Raw genomic sequence first — 22,230 nt, forward strand, 5'->3', positions numbered from 1 at the left:
CACATTCCATTTTTGGCGCGCAGCCGATTCTGCCGCGCCCTGACCCTATTGAGGTGATATGAACGAGTCATACGTACTTGCTGAAGTCAGCAATGAGAACCAGACGCTGGTCGCGGTGGTTCAGCAAGATCACCGGGCAGCCTATTTTTATATCTATCCCGCCGAGGCCTACAGCGATCGCTATCAGGTTCGCGCCTGCTGGCTGCGCAACCTGGCCGCCGCGCCGCTGCAAGAAGATCGCGCCGCGCTGGAGCAAGGGCAGCCGCCGATGCTGGCGGCGGAGTATTGCCGCAACCTGGAAGGCGAAGCGCCGCTGAACCCGGAAGGGCTGATGGTGGTGTGGAGCGAAAGCGACGACGGCGCGGCCCTGTGGTATTACGGCCAACTGCTGGCGGTGATCCCCGGCTGGAGTCTGTATATCGACCATTCGGTGTGCTATTCCGCCAGCTGCATCAAGGAGAGCCCGTTGGCTTATCCGCTCGGCTCGGCCTCGACCAACACGCAGTATGCGCAGGCGGAGAGCACCCGCCAGTTCTGGCGCAGCTGGCAGCGTGAAGAGGGCAATCCGTGGCCGAAGATGCAGCGCGATTTTCAGGCGCGCTATGAGCCGCATTTTGGCCCTTCGGTGAAGTACTACGCCATCGATCAGGGCAAGTGGCCACCGATGGCCATCACCCAGCACGAGCGTGACGGCATCTATTACTTCCTCACCATGGGGGTGAGCATCCGGCCGATGCCGTGGGTGGAGATCCTGTTCAACGACGAGGCTTCGCGCTATCGCCGCATGGAGATGGCGATCGCCATCGACAGCCAATACATGACCGAAGACAACGCGGTGCAGATGGCCAGTGCGCTGGCCGGTTTCGCGCACGCGCCGTGGGCGCGGCTGACCTGGATCGGCGAAGGGCATACGCTGGAGTCGGACGTGGCGCCGCTGGGCTACGAGGGTTATATTTTATCGTCGTCCTTCTATCCGCATAGTGCGCACCTGGCTCTGCCGCAGCAGTACGGCGATCCGGTGAACCTGTTCTGGGCCAGCCCGGTGTTTACCGCCGAGCGGCAGTTGGCGCACGCCACGCCGAACGGCGGGCACGATCTGGTGAATCGGCTGCGGGAGCAGGGCGTCGACCATATTTTCCGCCCGCGCCAGCCGGTGTGCTGACGCCACTTATCTTCTCTTCGGGAGCCGCCATGACCACCGCGCTGTTGATTATCGATGTGCAGGAAGGATTGTTTACGCCGCCGCCGGCGGATGCCGCGGGCACCGTTGCGCGCATCAATCAGCTGAGCGAGCGCGCCCGCCGGGTGGGCGTGCCGGTTGTCGTCATTCAGCACCACACGCCGGACGACGAGTTGCGGCACGGCAGCGCCGCCTGGCAAGTGCTCGCGGCGCTGAAGGTGGCGCCGGGCGATCACCGGGTGGATAAAACCACGCCGGACTCGTTCCTGCGCACCTCACTGGGCGCGTTACTGATCGCCAACGGTGTATCGCAGCTGGTGGTTTGCGGCTACTCCACGCCGTTTTGCATCGACACCACGGTGCGCAGCGCGGCGGCGCACGGTTATCCGGTGACGCTGGCAGCGGATGCCCACACCTGCCACGACAAACCCTATGCCGACGGTCTGCTGATCCGCACCCACCATAACGAGACGCTGTCGAATATCGAAAGCTTCGGCGTGCCGATCCGCGCCGTTCCCGCGGCAGACATCGTGTTCTGAGAACGGAAAAACGGCGGCCGAGGCCCCCGTTCGTTATTTCAGGCCCGCCCGCCGCGCCGCCACCTTGGCCAGCGCGGCCCAGTCCAGATCCGCATCCCCCTGCGCCATCGCGTCGAGGAAGTTGTCTTTCAGCACCCCGGCGAACGGCATCGGCGTATGGCTGTCGGCCCCGGCGGCCAGCGCCAGCCCGACGTCCTTCAGCCCCAGCGCCAGCCGGAATCCGGCGGGGGAATACTTCTCGGCGGCGATCAGCGCGCCATAGCCCTGATAGGCCGGGGCGGCGAAGACGGTGCTACTCAGCATCTGCAGGTAGTCGGCGCCGGACACGCCGTAGTTGCGCACCAGCGCGCTGCCTTCCGCCATCGCTTCAATGGCGCTGGCCAGCGTAAAGTTGGTGGCGATCTTGACGACGTTGGCCTGCGCCGGATCGGCGCCGAAGTGCCAGGTTTTCTGGCCGAGGGCATCGAACAGCGGCTGCGCTTGCTTCAGTAGCTCGCTATCGCCGGCCGCCAGAATATTCAGCTTGCCGGCGGCGGCCACGTCGACCCGTCCCAGCACCGGCGCGGCGAGATAGCCGATGCCGTGTTCCGCATGCAGCGCCGTCAAACGCTGGGCGAGTTCGACCGAGATGGTTGCCATGTTGATATGCAGCGCGCCCGGTTTCATCCGTTGCAGCAACCCGCTGTCGACCACCACCTGTTGCGTGGCGGCATCGTCGGCCAGCATGGTGATCAGCACGTCGGCATCGGCCAGCTGCTCCGGCCGTTCGGCCTGCTGCGCGCCGGCGCTCACCAGCGGCTGCGCCGCCTGCGGCGAGCGGTTCCATACCGTTAAGGCGAAGCCCGCCTGCAACAGGTTGGCCGCCATGGCGCTGCCCATCCCACCCAGTCCGGCAAATCCGATCTTCATCATGCGCTCCTTTTTCAGGTTGAAGGTTTTACCCTAGCGCGCCAGGCCAGGAACGCAAATGCCGGAGTGTAACGCCGTCTTACGCGCCGGCGGCGGGCTATTGACGCGCTGCCGCTGCGGGTATACCTTGATGGCATGAATATATCGATGCACTCCACCCACAATCAGTCATGGTGGCGCCTCTTCTGAGGCGGCACGAGTATTCACATCTCTTTTTAATGCCGCCGGTTTGGCGGCATTATTTTTTGTGGCGTTGATCCGGCGGTCTACAGACCTTCAGGAGCACTGTCATGAGCTACACCATTCTTACCGGCGATCGCGCCACCGGCCCACTGCATTTAGGCCACTTCGTCGGCTCGCTGCGTCAGCGCGTCGAACTGCAGCACCAGCATAACCAAACGGTGATGGTGGCGGATCTGCAGGGCCTGACCGACAACGGCAACAACCCGCAAAAAATCAGCGCCAACGTGCTCAACGTCGTGGCCGACTATCTGGCGGTGGGCATCGATCCGCACAAGACCACGATCTGCCTGCAGTCGGCGCTGCCGGCGTTGGCCGAGCTGACGATGTACTACCTCAATCTGGTCAGCGTTGCGCGGCTGGAGCGCAACCCGACGGTGAAAAACGAAATCGCCGAGAAGGATTTCGCCCGCAGCCTGCCGGCCGGTTTTTTGATTTATCCGGTCAGCCAGGCGGCGGACATCACCGCCTTTGGCGCTACCCACGTGCCGGTCGGCGAGGATCAGCTGCCGATGCTGGAGCAAACCAATGAGATCGTGCGGCGTTTCAACCACATCGTCGGCCAACCGATATTAACGGAGTGCCAGCCGCTGTTGAGCAACGTCGGGCGTCTGCCGGGGCTGGACGGGCAGGGCAAGATGTCGAAATCGCGCGGCAACGCCATCCAGCTTGGCGCCGGCGCCGACAAGGTTCACAAGGCGGTGATGAGCATGTTCACCGATCCCGGCCATCTCAACGTCAGCGATCCCGGCCGGGTGGAGGGCAACATGGTGTTCACCTATCTGGACGCCTTCTGCGAAGACGCCGCGCTGGTGGCGGAGCTGAAGGCGCACTACCGGCGCGGCGGGTTGGGGGACGTGAAAATCAAACGGCTGCTGGAGGATTGCCTGCAGAGCCTGCTTGAGCCGATCCGCACCCGCCGCGCCGAATTCATCGCCGATAAAGGCGAGCTGACGCGCATCCTGCAGCACGGCACCCGCCGCGCGCATCAGGTCAGCCAACAGACGCTGCAACAGGTCAAGACGGCGCTGGGGCTGGACTTCTTCACCCTGGCGTGAGGCGAACGCCGGGGCGGCACGCGTCACGCCCCGGCCATAAAACGATCATCCCACTGTCATAAACTTATCCGTTAATAGGTGCCCATAATGATTAGCCACTGAAACCAGAGAAATCATATGGCTCAGGCACTGTTAAAATTGGCACAGCACGACTTTCCAGGGCAGCACGCCGCCGCATCCCGCAAAGTATTATCGGTAAAGGGACTCGGCAAGGCCTACAAAGCGCAGCAGCGCGTGCTGGATGACATCAATTTCGATCTGCACGCCGGCGAATTCGTGGCGGTGATCGGCCGTTCCGGCGCGGGCAAGTCCACGCTGCTGCACACCCTGAACGGCACCATTCCTTCCAGCTGCGGCGAGATGCTGCACTTCGAAGACGATGGTGCGGCGCAGGATATCGCCCAGCTAGCCGGCCGCCAGATGCGCCAGTGGCGCGCGCGCTGCGGCATGATCTTCCAGGACTTCTGCCTGGTGCCGCGGCTGGACGTGATGACCAACGTGCTGCTGGGCCGTCTGAGCCATACGTCCACACTGAAATCCTTCTTCAAACTGTTCGATGACGCCGACCGCGCTCGCGCCATCGAACTGCTGCAGTGGCTCAATATGCTGCCGCACGCGCTGCAGCGCGCCGAGAACCTCTCCGGCGGCCAAATGCAGCGCGTCGCCATCTGCCGCGCGCTGATGCAAAACCCGCAAATCCTGCTGGCCGATGAGCCGGTCGCGTCGCTCGATCCGAAAAACACCCGCCGCATCATGGACGCGCTGCAGAAAATCAGCGAAGACGGCATCGCGGTGATGGTGAACCTGCACTCGGTCGAACTGGTGAAAGAGTATTGCTCGCGGGTGATCGGCATTGCCCACGGGAAGATCGTGTTTGACGGGCATCCTTCGCAACTGAACGAACGGATCCTGCACCAGCTGTATGGCGAAGAAGCCAATCAGATCCATTGAAGCACTTTTGACCTTTACCCTTTACACACAAGGCACACCTAATGAAAAAAGTATTGAGTCTGACCACCCTGATGGCCGGCGCGATGATGGTATTTAATGCTGCCGCAGCGGATGCGCCGAAAGAGCTGAACCTGGGCATTCTCGGCGGCCAGAACGCCACCCAGCAGATCGGCGATAACCAGTGCGTGAAGCAGTTTCTGGATAAAGAGCTGAACGTCGATACCAAGCTGCGCAACTCGTCCGACTATTCCGGCGTGATCCAGGGCCTGCTGGGCGGCAAGATTGACCTGGTGCTGAGCATGTCGCCGTCGTCATTCGCTTCGGTCTACATCAAGGATCCGAAAGCGGTGGACATCGTCGGCATCGCGGTCGACGACGTCGACCAGTCGCGCGGCTACCACTCGGTGGTGGTGGTGAAGGCCGGTAGCCCGTACCAGAAACTGGAAGACCTGAAAGGCAAGGCCATCGGCTTCGCCGATCCGGATTCCACCTCCGGCTTCCTGATCCCGAACCAGGCGTTTAAAAAGCTGTTCGGCGGCACGGTCGACAACAAATACAACAACACCTTCTCCAGCGTCACCTTCTCCGGCGGCCACGAGCAGGACATTCTCGGCGTGTTGAACGGCCAGTTCGAAGGCGCGGTGACCTGGGCGTCGATGATCGGCGACTACAACACCGGCTACACCAGCGGCGCGTTCACCCGCATGATCCGCATGGATCACCCTGACCTGATGAAACAGATCCGCATCATCTGGCAGTCGCCGCTGATCCCGAACGGCCCGATCCTGGTGAGCAACTCGCTGCCGGCCGACTTCAAGGCCAAAGTGGTCACCGCGATCAAGAAGCTGGATAAAGACGATCACCAGTGCTTTATCAAAGCGATGGGCGGCAAACAGCACATCGGCGACACCACCCTGGCGGAATACCAGAACATCATCGATATGAAGCGCGAGCTGACCAAAGGCGACCGTTAATTCCCGGCTGCCTCGGCCGTCCGAATGAAGGGGTTCAGCGTGCTGAACCCCTTGTTCCATAAAGATGGAAGACCTCTTTTGAATACCGATTTCGCACACTATTACCAACGGATCCGCAGCAAGCAAAAGCGCGAAGCGCTGCTGTGGTCGCTCGGGCTGGTGGTGCTGTACCTGGGCGCCGGCAACCTCGCCGAGTTCAACCTGCACACCGTCTGGGTGTCTATTCCGCACTTCTTCGACTACCTGGCCGAAACCATTCCGACGCTGCATTGGCATTTACTGTTCGCCGACGGGCGCACCGAGGGCTCGCTGGCCTACTGGGGTTACCGCCTGAATATCCAGCTGCCGCTGATCTGGGAGACCCTGCAGTTGGCGCTGGCGGCGACCATTTTCTCGGTGCTGGTGGCGACCGTGCTGGCGTTTCTGGCGGCCGGCAACACCTATACCCCGGCCTCGGTGCGGCTGGCGATCCGCACGCTGGTGGCGTTTTTGCGCACCATGCCGGAGCTGGCGTGGGCGGTGATGTTCGTGATGGCGTTCGGCATCGGCGCCATTCCCGGCTTCCTGGCGCTGGCGCTGCACACCATCGGCAGCCTGACCAAGCTGTTCTACGAATCGATAGAAACCGCCTCCAACAAACCGGTGCGCGGGCTGGCGGCCTGCGGCGCCACGCCGCTGCAGCGCATGCGCTTCGGCCTGTGGCCGCAGGTGAAGCCGGTGTTTCTCTCCTACAGCTTCATGCGGCTGGAGATCAACTTCCGTCAGTCGACCATTTTGGGGCTGGTGGGCGCGGGCGGCATCGGCCAGGAGCTGATGACCAACATTAAACTCGACCGCTACGATCAGGTCAGCATGACGCTGCTGTTGATCATCGTGGTGGTTTCCGTGCTCGACTACGTGTCGGGCGAGCTGCGTAAGCGCGTGGTGGAGGGGGCAAAATGATAGCGGGCACTCCGGCGTCGGCGGAAACGCTGCGCCAGTTGAAACAACAGCATCCGGCGATCTTCGCGCAGCAGGGGCGCTACCTGCGCACCGTCGGCCTGATCGCGCTGGCGATCGTGCTGTACTATGTGTTCTTCTTCCTGGTCTTCGGCATTACCTGGCCGCAGTTTATCAACGGCTGCCAGCAGCTGGGGCGCTATTTCCTGCGCATGTTCGTCTGGCACGACTTCGTCAACTGGCCGTTCATGTACTACTTCCAGCAGATCGGCATCACCATCGCCATCGTGTTCGCCGGCACCATCACCGCGTCGCTGATCGCGCTGCCGCTGTCGTTCTTCGCCGCGCGCAACGTGATGTCGACGCCGCTGCTGCGGCCGATCTCCGTGCTGGTGCGCCGCTTGCTGGACGTGCTGCGCGGTATCGACATGGCGATCTGGGGGCTGATCTTCGTGCGCGCCGTCGGCATGGGGCCGCTGGCCGGGGTGTTGGCGATCGTGATGCAGGACGTCGGGCTGCTGGGCAAACTGTACGCCGAAGGGCACGAGGCGGTGGACAAGTCCCCCAGCCGCGGCCTGACGGCGGTGGGCGCCAACGGGTTGCAGAAGCACCGCTACGGCATCTTCACCCAATCGTTCCCCACCTTCCTGGCGCTCAGCCTGTACCAGATCGAGTCCAACACTCGCTCTGCGGCGGTGCTGGGCTTCGTCGGCGCCGGCGGCATCGGCCTGGTGTACGCGGAAAACATGCGGCTGTGGAACTGGGACGTGGTGATGTTCATCACCCTGATCCTGGTGGTGGTGGTGATGATCATGGATAAGGTCTCGTCGATGCTGCGCAACAAGTACATCATCGGCGAAGACATCCCGCTGTATCAGCAAAAAAGCCAAATCGATTGAGAAACCCCTTGCCGATCCCTATACTGCCGCACATTCAAGGTGTGTGGCAGTCATTTCGTTTCGCAATGTGCGCACGTCCCCGTTAGACAAGTAAAGGCAATGCAATCCCATGATGAACAACGACGTGCTGCGCAGCGTGCGCTATATGCTGAGCATTAACAACGCCAAAATGGTCGAGATTATCAAACTGGACGATTTCGAGGTGGCGGTGTCGGCGATGGACGCTTACGTGATCAAAGAAGGCGAGCCGGGCTACGAGAAGTGCCCGGACGAAGTGATGGCGCACTTCCTCAATGGCCTGGTGTTCTTCAAACGCGGCAAGGACGACAAGTTCCCGGCGCCGGCGGTTGAGCTGCCGATCACCAATAACCTGGTGCTGAAAAAGCTGCGCGTGGCGTTCGAGCTGAAAGACACCGACATGCACCAGATCTTCACCGCGGTGGACTTCCGCATCTCCAAGCCGGAGCTGAGCGCGCTGTTCCGCAAAGAAGGCACCAAGAACTACCGCCCATGCGGCGATCAGATGCTGCGCTACTTCCTCAAAGGGTTGGCGCAGCGCGTTCGCGGCGAGTAACGCGCAGCGTTCACCGAGCCTCAGGCGCAATCGCAAGGTTGCGCCTTTTTTATTGCCGCTCTCCCGCCCGCCGTTGTTGTACAGGCCCTCAGCCATCCGCCATCGATGGTGGGCGGGCCGCCCCCCGGTTACTTTCTCATGGTCAATTCAATCACCCAAACCATGAGGAAAGCAGGATGCCAACCATCACGAAAACCCAATCACTTTACACGTTGACCCGGCCGGTCTGGCTGGATGCGGCAGGCATGAGCAAAGGTATCGATCACGATCGCCAGCACCTGGGCATCATTCTCGCCGCCGGGCAGGTGCTGCGAGTGCGGCAGACCAACGCGGCGTTTACCGGCAAGCTCACGCTGCGCTTGCTGAATGACGACAGCAAAACGGAGGCTGAATTCAGCGTCGGCGCGAGCTGGGTCGAGGCCCAGGTCAATGCCGTCTCGGTGCCGTTTATCGATACGCCGTACGGGCAGGGCGAACCGGCGCTGGAGTTCGAGTATCCGGACACGGCGAAAGCGCTGCCGGTTTATCGCCGCGGCGAAAACGAAGCCGCATTCTTCGCCCGCTGGGACGATCGGGACGCCGAGTTTGCGCTGGTCGATGCGGAATACGCGGTGTTGCTGGTGCCGAAAATCAGTAAACCGGCGCTGAAGTCGCTGGGCGAAGCGAAAAACATCGACGGGCTGATCGCCTACTATGACCGCATTTTCACCTTCTACAATGCGCTGACCGGCGTCTCGTTCGAGGCTGAACACGAATCCGATCGCAATATTCGCAACCGCTACTTTATGAAGGCCGATAAACACGGCGCCGGCGCCGCGTATTACGGCGGCCGCTGGACGGCGGAAACCAGCAACTCGGTCAGCAGCTTCTGGCTGACGCCGAAAGACAGCAACTGGGGCAGCCTGCATGAGATCGCGCACGGCTATCAGGGGCACTTTATGGGCGACAAATATTTCTCCACCGGTGAGATGTGGAACAATATTTACGCCGCTTGCTATCAGGACGTGATGCTGGGAGAGCGCAAATACCAGGAAGGGTGGCTGTATAACTACGGCAACGCGGCCGGCGTCGAGAAGAAAATTGTCGATCTGATCGCTCAGGGCACGCCGCTCAACCAGTGGGATCTGCGTTCCAAGCTGTTCTTCGCGATGCTGATGGTCGACAAGGCAGGCAAGAACGCCTTCACGCACTTTAACCAGCAGTATCGCCAAAGCTGCAATACGCCGGGCTTCGTGCCGTCCGAACATGCCTTGCTGGACCTGCTGTCGGCAAGCTTCGCCGCGGCCGGCGAGCAAATCGACGTGACGCCGTTCGTCGAGCTGACCGGCGGCGTGATCACCCAAACGCAGCGCGATCTCAACGCGTTCAGCCACGCCAAGGCGGTATACCCGCTGTATCAACTGGTGGATGCGCAGAGTTTGCCGGCGGTGCTGGCACAGCTGAAGCTGGATTCCTCCCTGCGCCTGGTCGATTCCTCTCAGCTCAAGGCGAGCGGCCTGAAAGGCGATGTCGCCCTGAGTCTGGATATCGATGACTTTGCGCAGATCTACGGTGAGGATCTTGTCCTGATGGAAGGGGCGCGCTATGCCCACAAGGTCCGTATCGACGCGCCGACCCTGACCCTGGCTGGGTTGCCGATCGGCGTGTACACCCTGCGGTTGCCGACCGGTAAAGATCGCAAATACCGGCCGACGGCGGGTTACCTGACGGTGAAACAGGGGAAAAACGCGGTGACGCTTCGCTTCGAGCGCAAAGCCGCTTCGCCGATCGTGTCGCAGGAGATCAATCTGTTGGGCCTGAGCGATGCGGTCTTCGCCACCGTGGTCGTCGATCGCGCCAAAGGGGCGGTGGTGGTTGACGTGACCAGCACCACGCCGCACGCCTACTTCCCGGGTGAAACCTATGCCCGGGTGACGCTGCGCGATCGGCAGGGTGCGGTGCGGTTCAGCAAAGAGGTTCAGGGCACTCAGGCTACGTTAAGTCATGACGAGCTGCCGTTTGCCGAGGGTGATGACATCGAGATTTATCATGTGGAGCCGAGCCGGGTGCGTTTGAATCCGGCGGCGGCCGGCGTCATCGATAACAAAAACAAAACCAACGTGCTGCGTATCGAAACCAGCGGGCTGAAAAACCCGGCGCTTTCCGGCGAGCCCGAGCAGGCGCTGCTGATGCGCCTGGAACAGGCGGCGCAGCGTTTGCGCCGGCTGCTGCCGGCCTACTACGCGCCATCGTCGTCGTTCAAGGACGATATTTATCTGGCGATCGGCGCCTTTGCCGAGCCGCAGCGCGAGCCGCTGTTGGCGACCTATCGGGATTGCCTGCCGGCCGACAATACGCCGCCGGGCGCTAACGTCGGCAATGCGTTTACCGTGGCCGGCAAAGGGATTGGCGATCGCCAGTTTCTGACCTGCGCCGTCGATCTGGTGAAGAAAACCGTGACCGTGACGCTGGCGGCGGGGATTGCTCACCACTACTTTACCGACAGCTACGCCTTCCTCAGCGTGACGGATGCGGACGGTAATACCTTGCTCAGCTACGACGTCATCGGCAGCCAAAATCAACAGGCTAAAACCTGGGTGCTGCCGCTGTCAGGCTACGGCGGTGAGGTGATCCATCTGCGGCATGAAGAGCCGGACAACCGTCTGACGATCGTCAACGAGATGCAGCATGTGCGGCTGGCGGAGAAGGGCAAGCAACAGACCTACTGCATTACGCCGGTCGGTTTAAAACGCATTAAGGATTGATCCCCATCGGCCTCCCGGGGCGGCGAGTGTCGTCGCCCCGATTTTCCTCTGCATCATCCCCTTATTGCACTCTTTTTGTTCTCCCGCTGCGCGCCGCTGGTGCAGGCCGTTCACCCTCGCCGTCATAAGTTTTAATTATAATTTATTGAAATCATGAGATTAAAAATTGGCACGCCGGTTGCTCTGTTGAATCCCATCTTGTGTACCAGATGGAATTCAGCCGATGAGCGACCCTGTTGAAACGTGCGGTTTTACCCTCAGTGAATGGCAGCACCATTATCAAACCCGTCCGGCGGGTGAGCGCCTCGCCTGCGTCAGCGCGACGATCGAAACGCTGCTCGCCGGGCTGAACCCGGACGATAACGCCTGGCTGTATCTCGCCACGCCGGCGCAGCGCGAGCAGCAGTATCGGCAGCTCGCGCAGTTGCTGGCGGCGGTCGCCGGCGATCTCAGCTGCCTGCCGCTGTTCGGCGTGCCCTTCGCCATCAAAGACAATATCGACGTCGGCGGCTGGCCAACCAGCGCCGCCTGCCCGGCGTTCACCTATCAGGCCGCGGCAGATGCCACCGTGGTCGCCAACCTGCGCGCCGCCGGGGCGATCGCCCTCGGTAAAACCAACCTCGACCAGTTCGCTACCGGGTTGGTGGGCACCCGCTCACCTTATGGCGCGGTGGTCAACAGCTTCGACAGCCGCTACGTCAGCGGCGGTTCCAGCTCCGGCTCCGCCTCGGTGGTGGCGCGCGGTCTGGTGCCGTTCGCGCTGGGCACCGACACCGCCGGTTCGGGGCGCGTGCCCGCCGGGTTCAACAACATCGTCGGGCTGAAGCCGACCAAGGGCCGGTTGTCCAACCGCGGCGTGGTGCCGGCCTGCCGGTTGAACGATACGGTGTCGGTCTTCGCGTTGACGGTGGCCGATGCGGCGCAGGTGGCGGAACTGGCGAGCGGCTTTGACGCGGCAGATCCGTATTCCCGCCCCGATCCGCATACCGCGCCGGCGGATATTCCCGCCGCGCCGCGTTTCGCCATCCCCGCCCAGCTGGAGTTTTTCGGTGACGTTCAGGCCGAGCGGGCGTTTCACCGCGCGCTGGCGCAGCTGCAGGCGGGCGGCGCCACGCTGGAACCCCTCGATTTCGCGCCGTTTCGCACCCTGGCGGAGCAGCTGTATTACGGCCCCTGGGTGGCGGAACGCACGGTGGCGATTGAGCAGGTGCTGGACGCGAGCCCGCAGGCTATCGACCCGGTGGTGCGCGGCATCGTCGGCAACGGCCTGAGCTACAGCGCCTGCGACGCCTACAAGGCGGAATACCTGCGCGCCGAGCTGGCGCGGCAAATTGCCCAGCGGCTGGCGCCGTTCGACGCGCTGGTGGTGCCGACCGCGCCCACTATCCGCACCCTGGCGGAGATGGCGCAGAAGCCGGTGCTGTTCAATTCGCAATTCGGCACTTACACCAATTTCACCAACCTGGCCGATCTGAGCGCGCTGGCGCTGCCGGGGCCGCTGCGCGAAGACGGGCTGCCAGCGGGCATCACCCTGATTGCGCCCGCCTGGCATGACCGGGCGCTGGCGGCGTTTGGCCTGCGCTGGCAACGGCAAAGCGCCTTACCGCTCGGGGCTACCGGCCGGGCATTGCCGCCGCAGCCCACGCCGGCCCCGTCAGCGGGACACGTGCGTCTGGCGGTAGTGGGCGCTCACCTCAGCGGTATGCCGCTCAACGTCCAGCTGACGCAGCGCGACGCGATGCGGGTGGAGCAAACCGTCACCGCCCCCTGTTACCGCCTCTACGCGCTGGCCGATACCGAGCCGCCGAAGCCGGGGCTGGCGCGCGCGGCGCAGGGGGCGGCGATCCGCCTTGAGCTGTGGGACATCCCGCTGGCCCGTTTCGGCGAGTTTGTGGCGGAAATCCCGGCGCCATTGGGCATCGGCACGCTGCTGCTGGCGGACGGCAGGCGGGTGAAGGGGTTTATCTGCGAAGCCTGGGCGCTGGAAGGCGCCACGGATATCACTGAGTTTGGCGGCTGGCGCGACTATCTCGCCAGCCTTAAGGGGCATGAACATGTTTAATACCGTACTGATCGCCAACCGCGGCGAAATCGCCTGCCGTGCCATTCGCACCCTGAAACGCCTGGGCGTCACCAGCGTGGCAGTCTACTCAGACGCCGACCGCAATGCGCCGCACGTCACCGAAGCCGATAAGGCGGTGGCGCTCGGCGGCGACAAGGCCGCCGACAGCTACCTGTGCATCGACAAGATCCTCGCGGCCGCCGCCGCCACTGGCGCGCAGGCGATCTACCCCGGCTACGGCTTTTTGTCCGAGAGCGCCGAGTTTGCCGAAGCCTGCGAGGCGGCGGGCATCGCCTTTATCGGCCCGACGGCGGCACAGATCCGCGAGTTCGGCCTCAAGCACCGGGCGCGCGAGCTGGCGGCGTTGGCCGGGGTGCCGATGACGCCGGGCACCGGCTTGCTGGAGAGCGTTGAGCAGGCGGTTACCGCCGCCGCGCGCATCGGCTACCCGGTGATGCTGAAAAGCACCGCCGGCGGTGGCGGTATCGGCCTGACGCGCTGTGACGACGAGGCGGCGCTGCGCGACGCGTACGACAGCGTCAAACGGCTGGGAGAGCAGTTCTTCCGCGACGCCGGCGCCTTTATCGAACGCTTCGTCGATCGGGCGCGCCACGTCGAGGTGCAGATTTTCGGCGACGGCCAGGGGCGGGTGGTGGCGCTCGGCGAGCGCGACTGCTCGCTGCAGCGGCGCAACCAAAAGGTGGTGGAGGAAACCCCGGCGCCGCACCTGCCGGCGGCGACCCGTCAGGCGCTGCATCGGGCGGCGGTGGCGCTGGGCGAATCGGTGAATTACCGCAGCGCCGGCACCGTGGAATTCATTTACGACGCCGCGCGCGACGAGTTTTACTTCCTGGAAGTGAACACCCGCTTACAGGTCGAGCACCCGATCACCGAGATGGTCACCGGGCTGGATCTGATCGAAGGCATGCTGCAGGTGGCGGCGGGCGACGCGCTGGATTGGGCGGCGTTGCAACGCGCGCCGCAGGGCGCGGCGATCGAAGTGCGCCTCTACGCCGAAGATCCGCTGAAAAACTTCCAGCCCAGCCCCGGTGTGCTGACCGAGGTGCATTTCCCCACCGACGTGCGCCTCGACGGTTGGGTGGCGACCGGCAGCGAAGTCTCGGCGTTTTACGACCCGATGATCGCCAAGCTGATCGTGCACGGCGCGGATCGGGCGCAGGCGCTGGAAAAACTGCGCGTGGCGCTGGCGGCGACCCGTTTGCACGGCATCGCCACCAACCTCGACTATCTGCGGCAGGTGATCGCCACGCCGCAATTTCAGCGCGGCGACGTTTGGACGCGCCTGCTGGACGAGGTGCGTTTCCAGCCGCACTGCCTCGAAGTGCTGCAACCCGGCACCTACAGCAGCGTGCAGGATTATCCCGGCCGCCTCGGCTATTGGGACATCGGCGTGCCGCCGTCCGGCCCGATGGACGACTTCGCGTTCCGGCTGGCCAACCGCATCGTCGGCAACCACCCGGCGGCCGCCGGGCTCGAGTTTACCCTGCAGGGGCCGACGCTGCGCTTTCACTGCGACGCCATCATCGCGCTGACGGGTGCCAGCTGCCCGGCCGATTTGGACGGCGAAGCGGTCGCTTACTGGCGGCCGATCGCGGTGCGGGCCGGGCAGGTGCTGACGCTGGGGCGCGCCACGCATGGCTGCCGCACCTATCTGGCGGTACGCAACGGCTTTGACGTGCCGGTGTATCTCGGCAGCCGTTCCACCTTTGCGCTGGGCCAGTTCGGCGGCCACGCCGGGCGCACCTTGCGCGTGGCGGACATGCTGGCGATCGCTCAACCGGCGCTGGCTGCCAGCACCACGCCGGCGCCGATCGCCGCGCCGCAGGCGATGGACGACAGCCTGATCCCGTACTACGGCGACCAGTGGCACATCGGCGTGCTGTACGGTCCGCACGGCGCGCCGGACTTTTTCACCGCTGAATCAATAGAGGCCTTCTTCGCCGCCGACTGGCAGGTGCATTACAACTCCAACCGCCTCGGCGTGCGCCTGGCCGGGCCGAAACCCGAATGGGCGCGGGAGGACGGCGGCGAAGCCGGTTTGCATCCTTCCAACGTGCACGACTGCGAGTACGCCATCGGTGCAATCAACTTCACCGGCGATTTCCCGGTGATCCTGACCCGCGACGGGCCCAGCCTCGGCGGCTTCGTCTGCCCGGTGACCATCGCCAAGGCCGAGCTGTGGAAAGTGGGGCAGGTGAAGCCGGGCGACCGCATCCGGTTCCATCCGATCGGCTTTCGCCAGGCGCAGTCGCTGGAGCAGGCGCAGCTTGGCAGCATCGAAGCGCTGGCGGCGGTGAAGGCCATCACCCTGCCGCCGCCGGATCTGGCTCCGGCGGAGACCGTTTCCGCCGCGGTGCTGGCGGCGCTGCCGGCGGCGGAAGGGCGCCCGGCGGTGGCGTATCGCCAGGCGGGGGACGGTTACATTCTGATGGAGTACGGCGACAACGTGCTCGATCTGGCGCTGCGGCTGCGCATCCATCTGCTGATGCAGTCGCTGCGAGAGGAGGCGATACCGGGCGTGGCAGAGCTGGCGCCGGGCGTGCGTTCGCTGCAGATCCGCTACGACAGCCGACAGATTAGCCAGGTCGACCTGCTGCAGCGCCTGCTGGCGCGCGAACGGGCGCTGGGGGACGTCAGCCGCCTGAAGGTGCCGACGCGCACCGTCTGGCTGCCGATGGCGTTCGAGGATTCGGCCACGCTGGGCGCGGTGGATCGCTATCAGCAGACGGTGCGCGCTTCGGCGCCCTGGCTGCCGAACAACGTCGATTTTATCCAGCGCATCAACGGCCTGAGCCGACGCGAACAGGTACGCGACATTCTGTTCGACGCCAGCTACCTGATCCTCGGTCTGGGAGACGTTTACCTCGGCGCGCCCTGCGCGGTGCCGCTCGATCCGCGCCATCGCCTGCTGAGCTCCAAATACAACCCGGCGCGCACCCACACCGCCGAAGGAACGGTCGGCATCGGCGGCATGTACATGTGCATCTACGGCATGGACTCGCCGGGCGGTTACCAACTGGTGGGGCGCACGCTGCCGATCTGGAACAAATTCCTCAAAAACCCGCAGTTCACCGCCGGTGAGCCTTGGCTGCTGCGCTTCTTCGATCAGGTGCGCTTCTACCCGGTCAGCGAGCAAGAACTGGACGAGCAGCGCGAAGCGTTCCGCGAAGGGCGCATGCAGGTGCGCATCGAAGAGAGCGAATTCGACTTCGCCGCCTACACCGATTTCCTGGCCGACAACGCCGAGGCGATCGCCGACTTCCAGCATCGCCAGCAGCAGGCGTTCAGCGCCGAAGTGGCGCGCTGGCGCAGCGATGACGACGAGGCCGAGGCGCAGCTGTTGCCGCCGGAGGAAGAAGACGCCATCGACGGCGATCTGGTCAGCGCCGATCTGAACGGCAGCGTGTGGAAGATCCTGGTGGAGCCGGGGCAGGCGGTGGCGGCCGGTCAGCCGCTGATCGTGGTCGAGGCGATGAAGATGGAGCTGGCGGTCACCGCGCCGCGCGCCGGGATCGTCAAACGCATCAGCTGCCGGCAGGGGCGGCCGGTCGGGCCGGGCGACGCCCTGCTGTGGCTGGAAAAAGCGGTCTGAACGGAGGGACGATGATGCAAATCACCAACGGGGAGCACAAGGCGCGGCCTGAGGGGCTGGCGGAGCGCATTTATCTGCAGCTCAAGGCCGACATCTTCGAGTTTCGCCTGCTGCCGGGCGATCGCTTCAGCGAAAGCGACGTGGCGCAGCGCATGGCGGCCAGCCGCACGCCGGTGCGTCAGGCGCTGTTTCGGCTCGAGCGCGAAGGCTATGTCGAGGTGCTGTTTCGCAGCGGCTGGCAGGTGCGGCCGTTCGACTTTGCCTACTTCGAAGAGCTGTACGACCTGCGCATCGTGCTGGAACAAGAGGCGGTGAAACGGCTGTGCGAATGGCCGGCCGGGGAAACGCCGGCCGCGCTGGCGGCGCTGAACCGTTTTTGGACCGAAGCGCCGCGTCTGGCGGACGGCCAGGCGGTGTCGCAGCACGATGAGCAGTTTCATCAGGCGTTGGTGGCCGCGGCGGGCAACGGCGAGATGGCGCGCATTCACCGCGAGCTGACCGAAAAGATCCGCATCATTCGCCGGCTGGATTTCACCCAGCAGGCGCGGGTGGACGCCACCTACCGCGAACACGCCGCCATTTTGCAGGCGATCCTGCAGCGGCAAAGCGAGGCGGCGCAAGCGCTGCTCGGCGAGCATATCGCCGTCAGCAAGGCAGAGGTACGAAAAATAACGCTGCACATGTTGCATCAGGCGCGGTCCCAGCAGCCCGCGCGCTCGGCGCAACGATTTTGATTTCACACACATCAGGAGTTTGAACTATGCAACGTCGTCGTTTTATCAAAGCTTTTGCGCTGTCCGCCGCCGCGATCGGCCTGGGCCTGGCCTGGAGCGCGCAGGCCGCCGACACCATCAAGGTCGGCATTCTGAGTTCGCTCTCCGGCACCATGGCGATTTCCGAGACGCCGCTGAAGGATGTGGCGCTGATGACCATTGACGAGATCAACGCCAAAGGCGGGGTGCTCGGTAAAAAGCTGGAGCCGGTGGTGGTGGATCCGGCCTCCAACTGGCCGCTGTTCGCCGAGAAGGCGCGCCAGTTGCTGAGCCAGGACAAGGTGGCGGCGGTGTTCGGCTGCTGGACCTCGGTGTCGCGCAAGTCGGTGCTGCCGGTGTTTGAGGAGCTGAACGGGCTGCTGTTCTACCCGGTGCAATACGAAGGCGAAGAGATGTCGCCGAACGTGTTCTATACCGGCGCGGCGCCGAACCAGCAGGCGATCCCGGCGGTGGAATACCTGCTGAGCGAGGACGGCGGCGGCGCCAAGCGCTTCTTCCTGCTGGGCACCGATTACGTCTATCCGCGCACCACCAACAAGATCCTGCGCGCCTTCCTGCACAGCAAAGGCGTGCAGGACAAGGATATTGAAGAGGTCTACACGCCGTTCGGTTACAGCGATTACCAGACCATCGTCGCCAACATCAAGAAGTTTGCCGCCGGCGGCAACACGGCGGTGATCTCCACCATCAACGGCGACTCCAACGTACCGTTCTACAAAGAGCTGGCCAACCAGGGCGTCAAGGCCACCGACGTGCCGGTGATCGCCTTCTCGGTCGGCGAGGAAGAGCTGCGCGGCATCGATACCCAACCGCTGGTGGGCAACCTGGCGGCCTGGAACTACTTCGAATCGCTGGATAACCCGACCAACAAGCAGTTTGTCAGCCAGTGGAAAGACTACGCCAAGGCGCACAACCTGCCGAATTACGCCACCGCGGTCACCAACGATCCGATGGAGGCCACCTACGTCGGCCTGCACATGTGGGCGCAGGCGGTGGAAAAGGCCGGCACCACCGACGTCGATAAGGTGCGCGCGGCGATGGCCGGGCAAACCTTCGCCGCGCCGTCGGGCTTCACGTTGACCATGGACCAGACCAACCACCATCTGCACAAGCCGGTGATGATCGGCGAGATCGAGGGCAACGGCCAGTTCAACGTGGTGTGGCAGACCGAAGCGCCGGTGCGCGCACAGCCGTGGAGCCCGTATATCGCCGGCAACGACAAGAGGCCGGATTACCCGGTGAAGGGCGGCAAGTAACGTCACTCAGCGCCGGCGCGGCCCAACGCCCGCCGGCCCAACAGAAGAGGCAGCTGATGCAATCTCCGTTTTTATCTTCTCTGCGCGTCGGGCTGTGGCTGCTGTGCGCCTGGCCCCTGCTGGCGCAGGCCGGGCCGGCCGATGAGTTTGCGGCGGCCAACCGTGCGCAGCAGGCCAAACTGCTGCAGGCCTGGGCGGCCGAGCCGGACGCCGCGCGCCTGCCGCTGCTGCAGGGGCTGCAGCAGGAAACCGTGGCGATCGACGGGGCGAAGCGCGCCTTTATCCGCCAGGGCGATCGCTATCTGCCGCTCGAGGGCGAGGCGGCCCCGGTTGGCGAACCGAAGAAGGTGTGGCTGAACAACCGGCTGCGCATTCTGATTGCCAACGCATTGTCGGCGCAGCGGCTGGTCAGCGCGGACGCGGCGGTGCGGCTGCAGGCGGCGAGCGCACTGCAGCGCGAAGCGAACGGCGAGCAGCTGCCGCTGTTGGCCCGGCAGCTGGCGCGGGAAACAGACCCACAGGTGCATCAGGCGCTGAGCCTGGCGCTGGCTAACCTGCAGCTGGCCGACGGCAATCCGCAGGTGCGTTTCAATGCGGTGCGGCTGTTGGGCGAATCGGGCGAGCCGGAAACCCGCGCGCGGCTGCAAGCGTTAACCGACGCCGCCCACGAGCCGGACGCCGCGGTGCGCGCCGAGGCGCAACGCAGCCTGCAGCAGGTGCAGCATCGCCTGATGATCGGCGATCTGCTCGGCCAGGCGTTCAGCGGCCTGTCGCTCGGTTCGATCCTGCTGCTGGCGGCGCTCGGGCTGGCGATCACCTACGGCCTGCTCGGCGTCATCAATATGGCGCACGGCGAAATGCTGATGCTCGGCGCCTATTCCGCCTACCTGGTGCAGGGGCTGTTTCAGCAGTTTGCGCCGCAGTGGCTGGCGCTCTACCCGCTGGCGGCGCTGCCGGTGGCGTTCGCCATCACCGCCGGGATCGGCATGCTGCTTGAGCGCACGGTGATCCGCCACCTGTACGGCCGGCCGCTGGAGACTCTGCTGGCCACCTGGGGCATCAGCCTGGTGTTGATCCAGCTGGTGCGGGTGCTGTTCGGGGCGCAGAACGTGGAGGTCGCCAACCCGGCGTGGCTGTCGGGCGGCGTGCAGCTGCTGCCGAACCTGGTGCTGCCGTGGAACCGCATCGCGGTGATCGCGTTCGTGCTCTTGGTGCTGGCGATGACTTGGCTGCTGCTGAACAAGACCCGGCTCGGCATGAACGTGCGCGCGGTGACGCAAAACCGCGCGATGGCGGCCTGCTGCGGCGTGCCCACCGGGCGGGTGGACATGCTGGCCTTCGGGTTGGGATCCGGCATCGCCGGGCTCGGCGGGGTGGCGCTGTCGCAGTTGGGCAACGTCGGGCCGGAGCTGGGGCAAGGCTACATCATCGATTCGTTCCTGGTGGTGGTGCTCGGCGGCGTCGGCCAGCTGGCGGGGACGGTGGCGGCGGCTTTCGGCCTCGGCATCGTCAACAAGATCCTCGAGCCGCAGATCGGCGCCGTGTTGGGCAAGATCCTGATCCTGGTGCTGATCGTTCTGTTTATTCAAAAGCGCCCGCAGGGGCTGTTCGCCCTCAAGGGCAGGGTGATTGACTGATGAGCCAACCATTGACCGTGACCGGCGTGCAGAAAGCGCCCCGGCTGGCGTTGAGCATCGGCGGGCTGGCGTTGCTGGCGCTGCTGGTGATGCCGTTCATGACGCTGTTGCCGGCGGATCATCCGCTGGCGGTGTCCACCTATACCCTGACGCTGGCGGGCAAGATCCTGTGCTACGCGGTGGTGGCGGTGGCGCTCGATCTGGTATGGGGCTATGCCGGGCTGCTGTCGCTCGGCCACGGGCTGTTCTTCGCGCTCGGCGGCTACGCCATGGGCATGTACCTGATGCGGCAGGCGGCGGGCGACGGGCTGCCGGCGTTTATGGCGTTCCTCTCCTGGAATGAGCTGCCGTGGTTCTGGAGCGGCACCCAGCATTTCGCCTGGGCGCTGTGCCTGATCGTGCTGGTGCCGGGCCTGCTGGCCTTCCTGTTCGGCTACTTCGCCTTCCGCTCGAAAATCAAAGGGGTATATTTCTCGATCATGACCCAGGCGCTGACCTATGCCGGCATGCTGCTGTTCTTTCGCAACGAAACCGGCTTCGGCGGCAATAACGGCTTTACCGGTTTCACCACGCTGCTCGGCTTTCCCATCACCGGCCCCGGCACGCGGGTGGCGCTGTTCCTGGCGACGGTGCTGCTGCTGGCCGCCAGCCTGGCCATCGGCTTTGCGCTGGCGCGCAGCAAGTTCGGCCGGGTGCTGACCGCGGTGCGCGATGCGGAAAACCGGCTGACCTTCTGCGGCTACGATCCGAAGGGCTTCAAGCTGTTCGTCTGGACGCTGTCGGCGGTGCTGTGCGGGCTGGCCGGCGCGCTCTATGTGCCGCAGGTCGGCATCATCAACCCCGGCGAAATGTCGCCGACCAACTCGATCGAGGCCGCCATCTGGGTGGCGCTCGGCGGGCGCGGCACGCTGGTGGGGCCGCTGCTCGGCGCCGGCATCGTCAACGGCGCCAAGAGCTGGTTCACCATGGCCATTCCCGAATACTGGCAGTTCTTCCTCGGCCTTATGTTTATCGTCGTCACGCTGTTTCTGCCCAAAGGGGTGATCGGCCTGCTGCGCCGGAGGAAAACCTCATGAAAGCGATGCAAGTGACCGACGAGCTGTTTACCCACCCGCTGCCGGCGGATAAATACCGGCAGCAAACCGATCCGGTGCTGCAGCTCGACAACGTCAACGTCAGCTTCGACGGTTTTCGCGCGCTGACCGATCTGTCGCTGCGCATTGGCGTCGGCGAACTGCGCTGCGTGATCGGCCCCAACGGTGCCGGTAAGACCACGCTGATGGATGTGATCACCGGCAAGACCCGGCCGGACAGCGGCAGGGTGTTTTACGATCAGACCGTCGATCTGACCCAGCTGGCGCCGATGCAGATCGCCCACGCCGGCATCGGCCGCAAGTTTCAAAAACCGACGGTGTTTGAGGCGCTGACGGTGTTCGAAAATCTGGAGATCGCGCAGAAAACCCGCAAATCGGTGTGGGCCTGCCTGCGTGCTCGCCTGAGCAGCGAACAGCGCGACCGCATCGACGAGATGTTGAAGACCCTGCGGCTGGGGCATGAACGCCACCGGCCCGCCGGGTTGCTGTCCCACGGGCAGAAACAGTTTCTCGAGATCGGCATGCTGCTGGTGCAGGAACCGCACCTGCTGCTGCTCGACGAACCGGCGGCCGGCATGACCGACGCCGAAACCGACTACACCGCCGAACTGTTCCGCGAGCTGGCGGGCAAGCATTCGCTGATGGTGGTGGAACACGATATGGGGTTTGTGGAAACCATCGCCGATCGCGTGACGGTGCTGCACCAGGGGCAGGTGCTGGCGGAAGGATCGCTGGCCCAGGTGCAGGCCGATGAACGGGTGATTGAGGTATATCTGGGGCGCTGAGGA

The 22,230-nt window shown here is 64.1% G+C and carries 17 protein-coding genes; 16 read left to right on the forward strand and 1 reads right to left on the reverse strand.

Annotated elements, in window-relative coordinates; genetic code table 11:
- The first annotated feature begins 58 nt into the window (after nt 1-58).
- Together AWX27_RS08770 and AWX27_RS08775 are read left to right on the forward strand one after the other, a co-directional pair.
- Nucleotides 59-1,162: a suppressor of fused domain protein gene (locus AWX27_RS08770; RefSeq protein ID WP_038880072.1), complete on the forward strand. Its 1,104-nt coding sequence runs from the start codon at nt 59-61 to the stop codon at nt 1,160-1,162.
- A gap of 29 nt (nt 1,163-1,191) precedes the next feature.
- Nucleotides 1,192-1,719 (forward strand): cysteine hydrolase family protein, encoded by a 528-nt coding sequence (locus tag AWX27_RS08775; protein WP_060421112.1) that lies wholly within the window; start codon nt 1,192-1,194, stop codon nt 1,717-1,719.
- Nucleotides 1,720-1,752: 33 nt separating this feature from the next.
- On the opposite strand, the gene AWX27_RS08780 is transcribed toward AWX27_RS08775, so the two are convergent.
- Nucleotides 1,753-2,628: an NAD(P)-dependent oxidoreductase gene (locus AWX27_RS08780; protein ID WP_060421117.1), complete on the reverse strand. Its 876-nt coding sequence runs from the start codon at nt 2,626-2,628 to the stop codon at nt 1,753-1,755.
- A gap of 290 nt (nt 2,629-2,918) precedes the next feature.
- On the opposite strand from AWX27_RS08780, the gene trpS reads away from it, so the two are divergent.
- From trpS to urtD, 14 genes are all read left to right on the forward strand, one after another.
- Nucleotides 2,919-3,926 (forward strand): tryptophan--tRNA ligase, encoded by a 1,008-nt coding sequence (gene trpS / locus AWX27_RS08785; RefSeq protein WP_060421119.1) that lies wholly within the window; start codon nt 2,919-2,921, stop codon nt 3,924-3,926.
- 117 nt (nt 3,927-4,043) lie between these two features.
- Nucleotides 4,044-4,877, forward strand: coding sequence for a phosphonate ABC transporter ATP-binding protein (gene phnC, locus AWX27_RS08790; protein ID WP_038880081.1), 834 nt, complete (start codon nt 4,044-4,046; stop codon nt 4,875-4,877).
- 41 nt (nt 4,878-4,918) lie between these two features.
- The gene (gene phnD / locus AWX27_RS08795; protein ID WP_019454696.1) at nt 4,919-5,851 is read left to right on the forward strand and encodes a phosphonate ABC transporter substrate-binding protein; all 933 of its coding nucleotides are present in this window, start codon (nt 4,919-4,921) and stop codon (nt 5,849-5,851) included.
- Nucleotides 5,852-5,929: 78 nt separating this feature from the next.
- On the forward strand, nt 5,930-6,793 hold the full coding sequence (phnE, locus tag AWX27_RS08800) for a phosphonate ABC transporter, permease protein PhnE (RefSeq protein ID WP_019454695.1): 864 nt from the start codon (nt 5,930-5,932) through the stop codon (nt 6,791-6,793).
- Nucleotides 6,790-7,689 carry a phosphonate ABC transporter, permease protein PhnE gene (gene phnE / locus AWX27_RS08805; protein WP_033637591.1) on the forward strand — a complete coding sequence of 300 codons (900 nt, stop codon included), beginning with the start codon at nt 6,790-6,792 and terminating at the stop codon, nt 7,687-7,689. Before phnE (AWX27_RS08800) ends, phnE (AWX27_RS08805) begins: the two co-directional genes overlap by 4 nt.
- 109 nt (nt 7,690-7,798) lie before the next feature.
- Complete coding sequence (locus AWX27_RS08810; RefSeq protein WP_004939471.1) at nt 7,799-8,263, forward strand: YehS family protein; 465 nt, start codon at nt 7,799-7,801, stop codon at nt 8,261-8,263.
- 176 nt (nt 8,264-8,439) lie between these two features.
- Entirely contained in the window at nt 8,440-11,007 is a 2,568-nt protein-coding gene (locus tag AWX27_RS08815; protein ID WP_060421122.1) for a putative mucin/carbohydrate-binding domain-containing protein, read from the forward strand.
- A gap of 223 nt (nt 11,008-11,230) precedes the next feature.
- A complete protein-coding gene (gene atzF / locus AWX27_RS08820; RefSeq protein ID WP_060421125.1) occupies nt 11,231-13,069 on the forward strand; it encodes an allophanate hydrolase in 1,839 nt (612 codons plus the stop codon).
- The gene (gene uca / locus AWX27_RS08825) at nt 13,062-16,682 is read left to right on the forward strand and encodes an urea carboxylase (RefSeq protein ID WP_060421127.1); all 3,621 of its coding nucleotides are present in this window, start codon (nt 13,062-13,064) and stop codon (nt 16,680-16,682) included. Before atzF ends, uca begins: the two co-directional genes overlap by 8 nt.
- Before the next feature lie 14 nt (nt 16,683-16,696).
- On the forward strand, nt 16,697-17,416 hold the full coding sequence (locus AWX27_RS08830; protein ID WP_060421829.1) for a GntR family transcriptional regulator: 720 nt from the start codon (nt 16,697-16,699) through the stop codon (nt 17,414-17,416).
- Between the two features lie 26 nt (nt 17,417-17,442).
- A complete protein-coding gene (gene urtA / locus AWX27_RS08835) occupies nt 17,443-18,711 on the forward strand; it encodes an urea ABC transporter substrate-binding protein (RefSeq protein ID WP_060421129.1) in 1,269 nt (422 codons plus the stop codon).
- Between the two features lie 56 nt (nt 18,712-18,767).
- A complete protein-coding gene (gene urtB, locus AWX27_RS08840; protein ID WP_060421130.1) occupies nt 18,768-20,348 on the forward strand; it encodes an urea ABC transporter permease subunit UrtB in 1,581 nt (526 codons plus the stop codon).
- On the forward strand, nt 20,348-21,424 hold the full coding sequence (gene urtC / locus AWX27_RS08845; protein ID WP_060421132.1) for an urea ABC transporter permease subunit UrtC: 1,077 nt from the start codon (nt 20,348-20,350) through the stop codon (nt 21,422-21,424). Before urtB ends, urtC begins: the two co-directional genes overlap by 1 nt.
- Nucleotides 21,421-22,227, forward strand: coding sequence for an urea ABC transporter ATP-binding protein UrtD (gene urtD, locus AWX27_RS08850; protein ID WP_060421136.1), 807 nt, complete (start codon nt 21,421-21,423; stop codon nt 22,225-22,227). The genes urtC and urtD overlap by 4 nt, the downstream gene beginning before the upstream one ends.
- The last annotated feature ends 3 nt before the right edge of the window (nt 22,228-22,230 follow it).

The sequence above is a fragment of the Serratia sp. 2880STDY5682894 genome, assembly GCF_001537385.1.
Lineage (GTDB): Bacteria > Pseudomonadota > Gammaproteobacteria > Enterobacterales > Enterobacteriaceae > Serratia > Serratia nevei.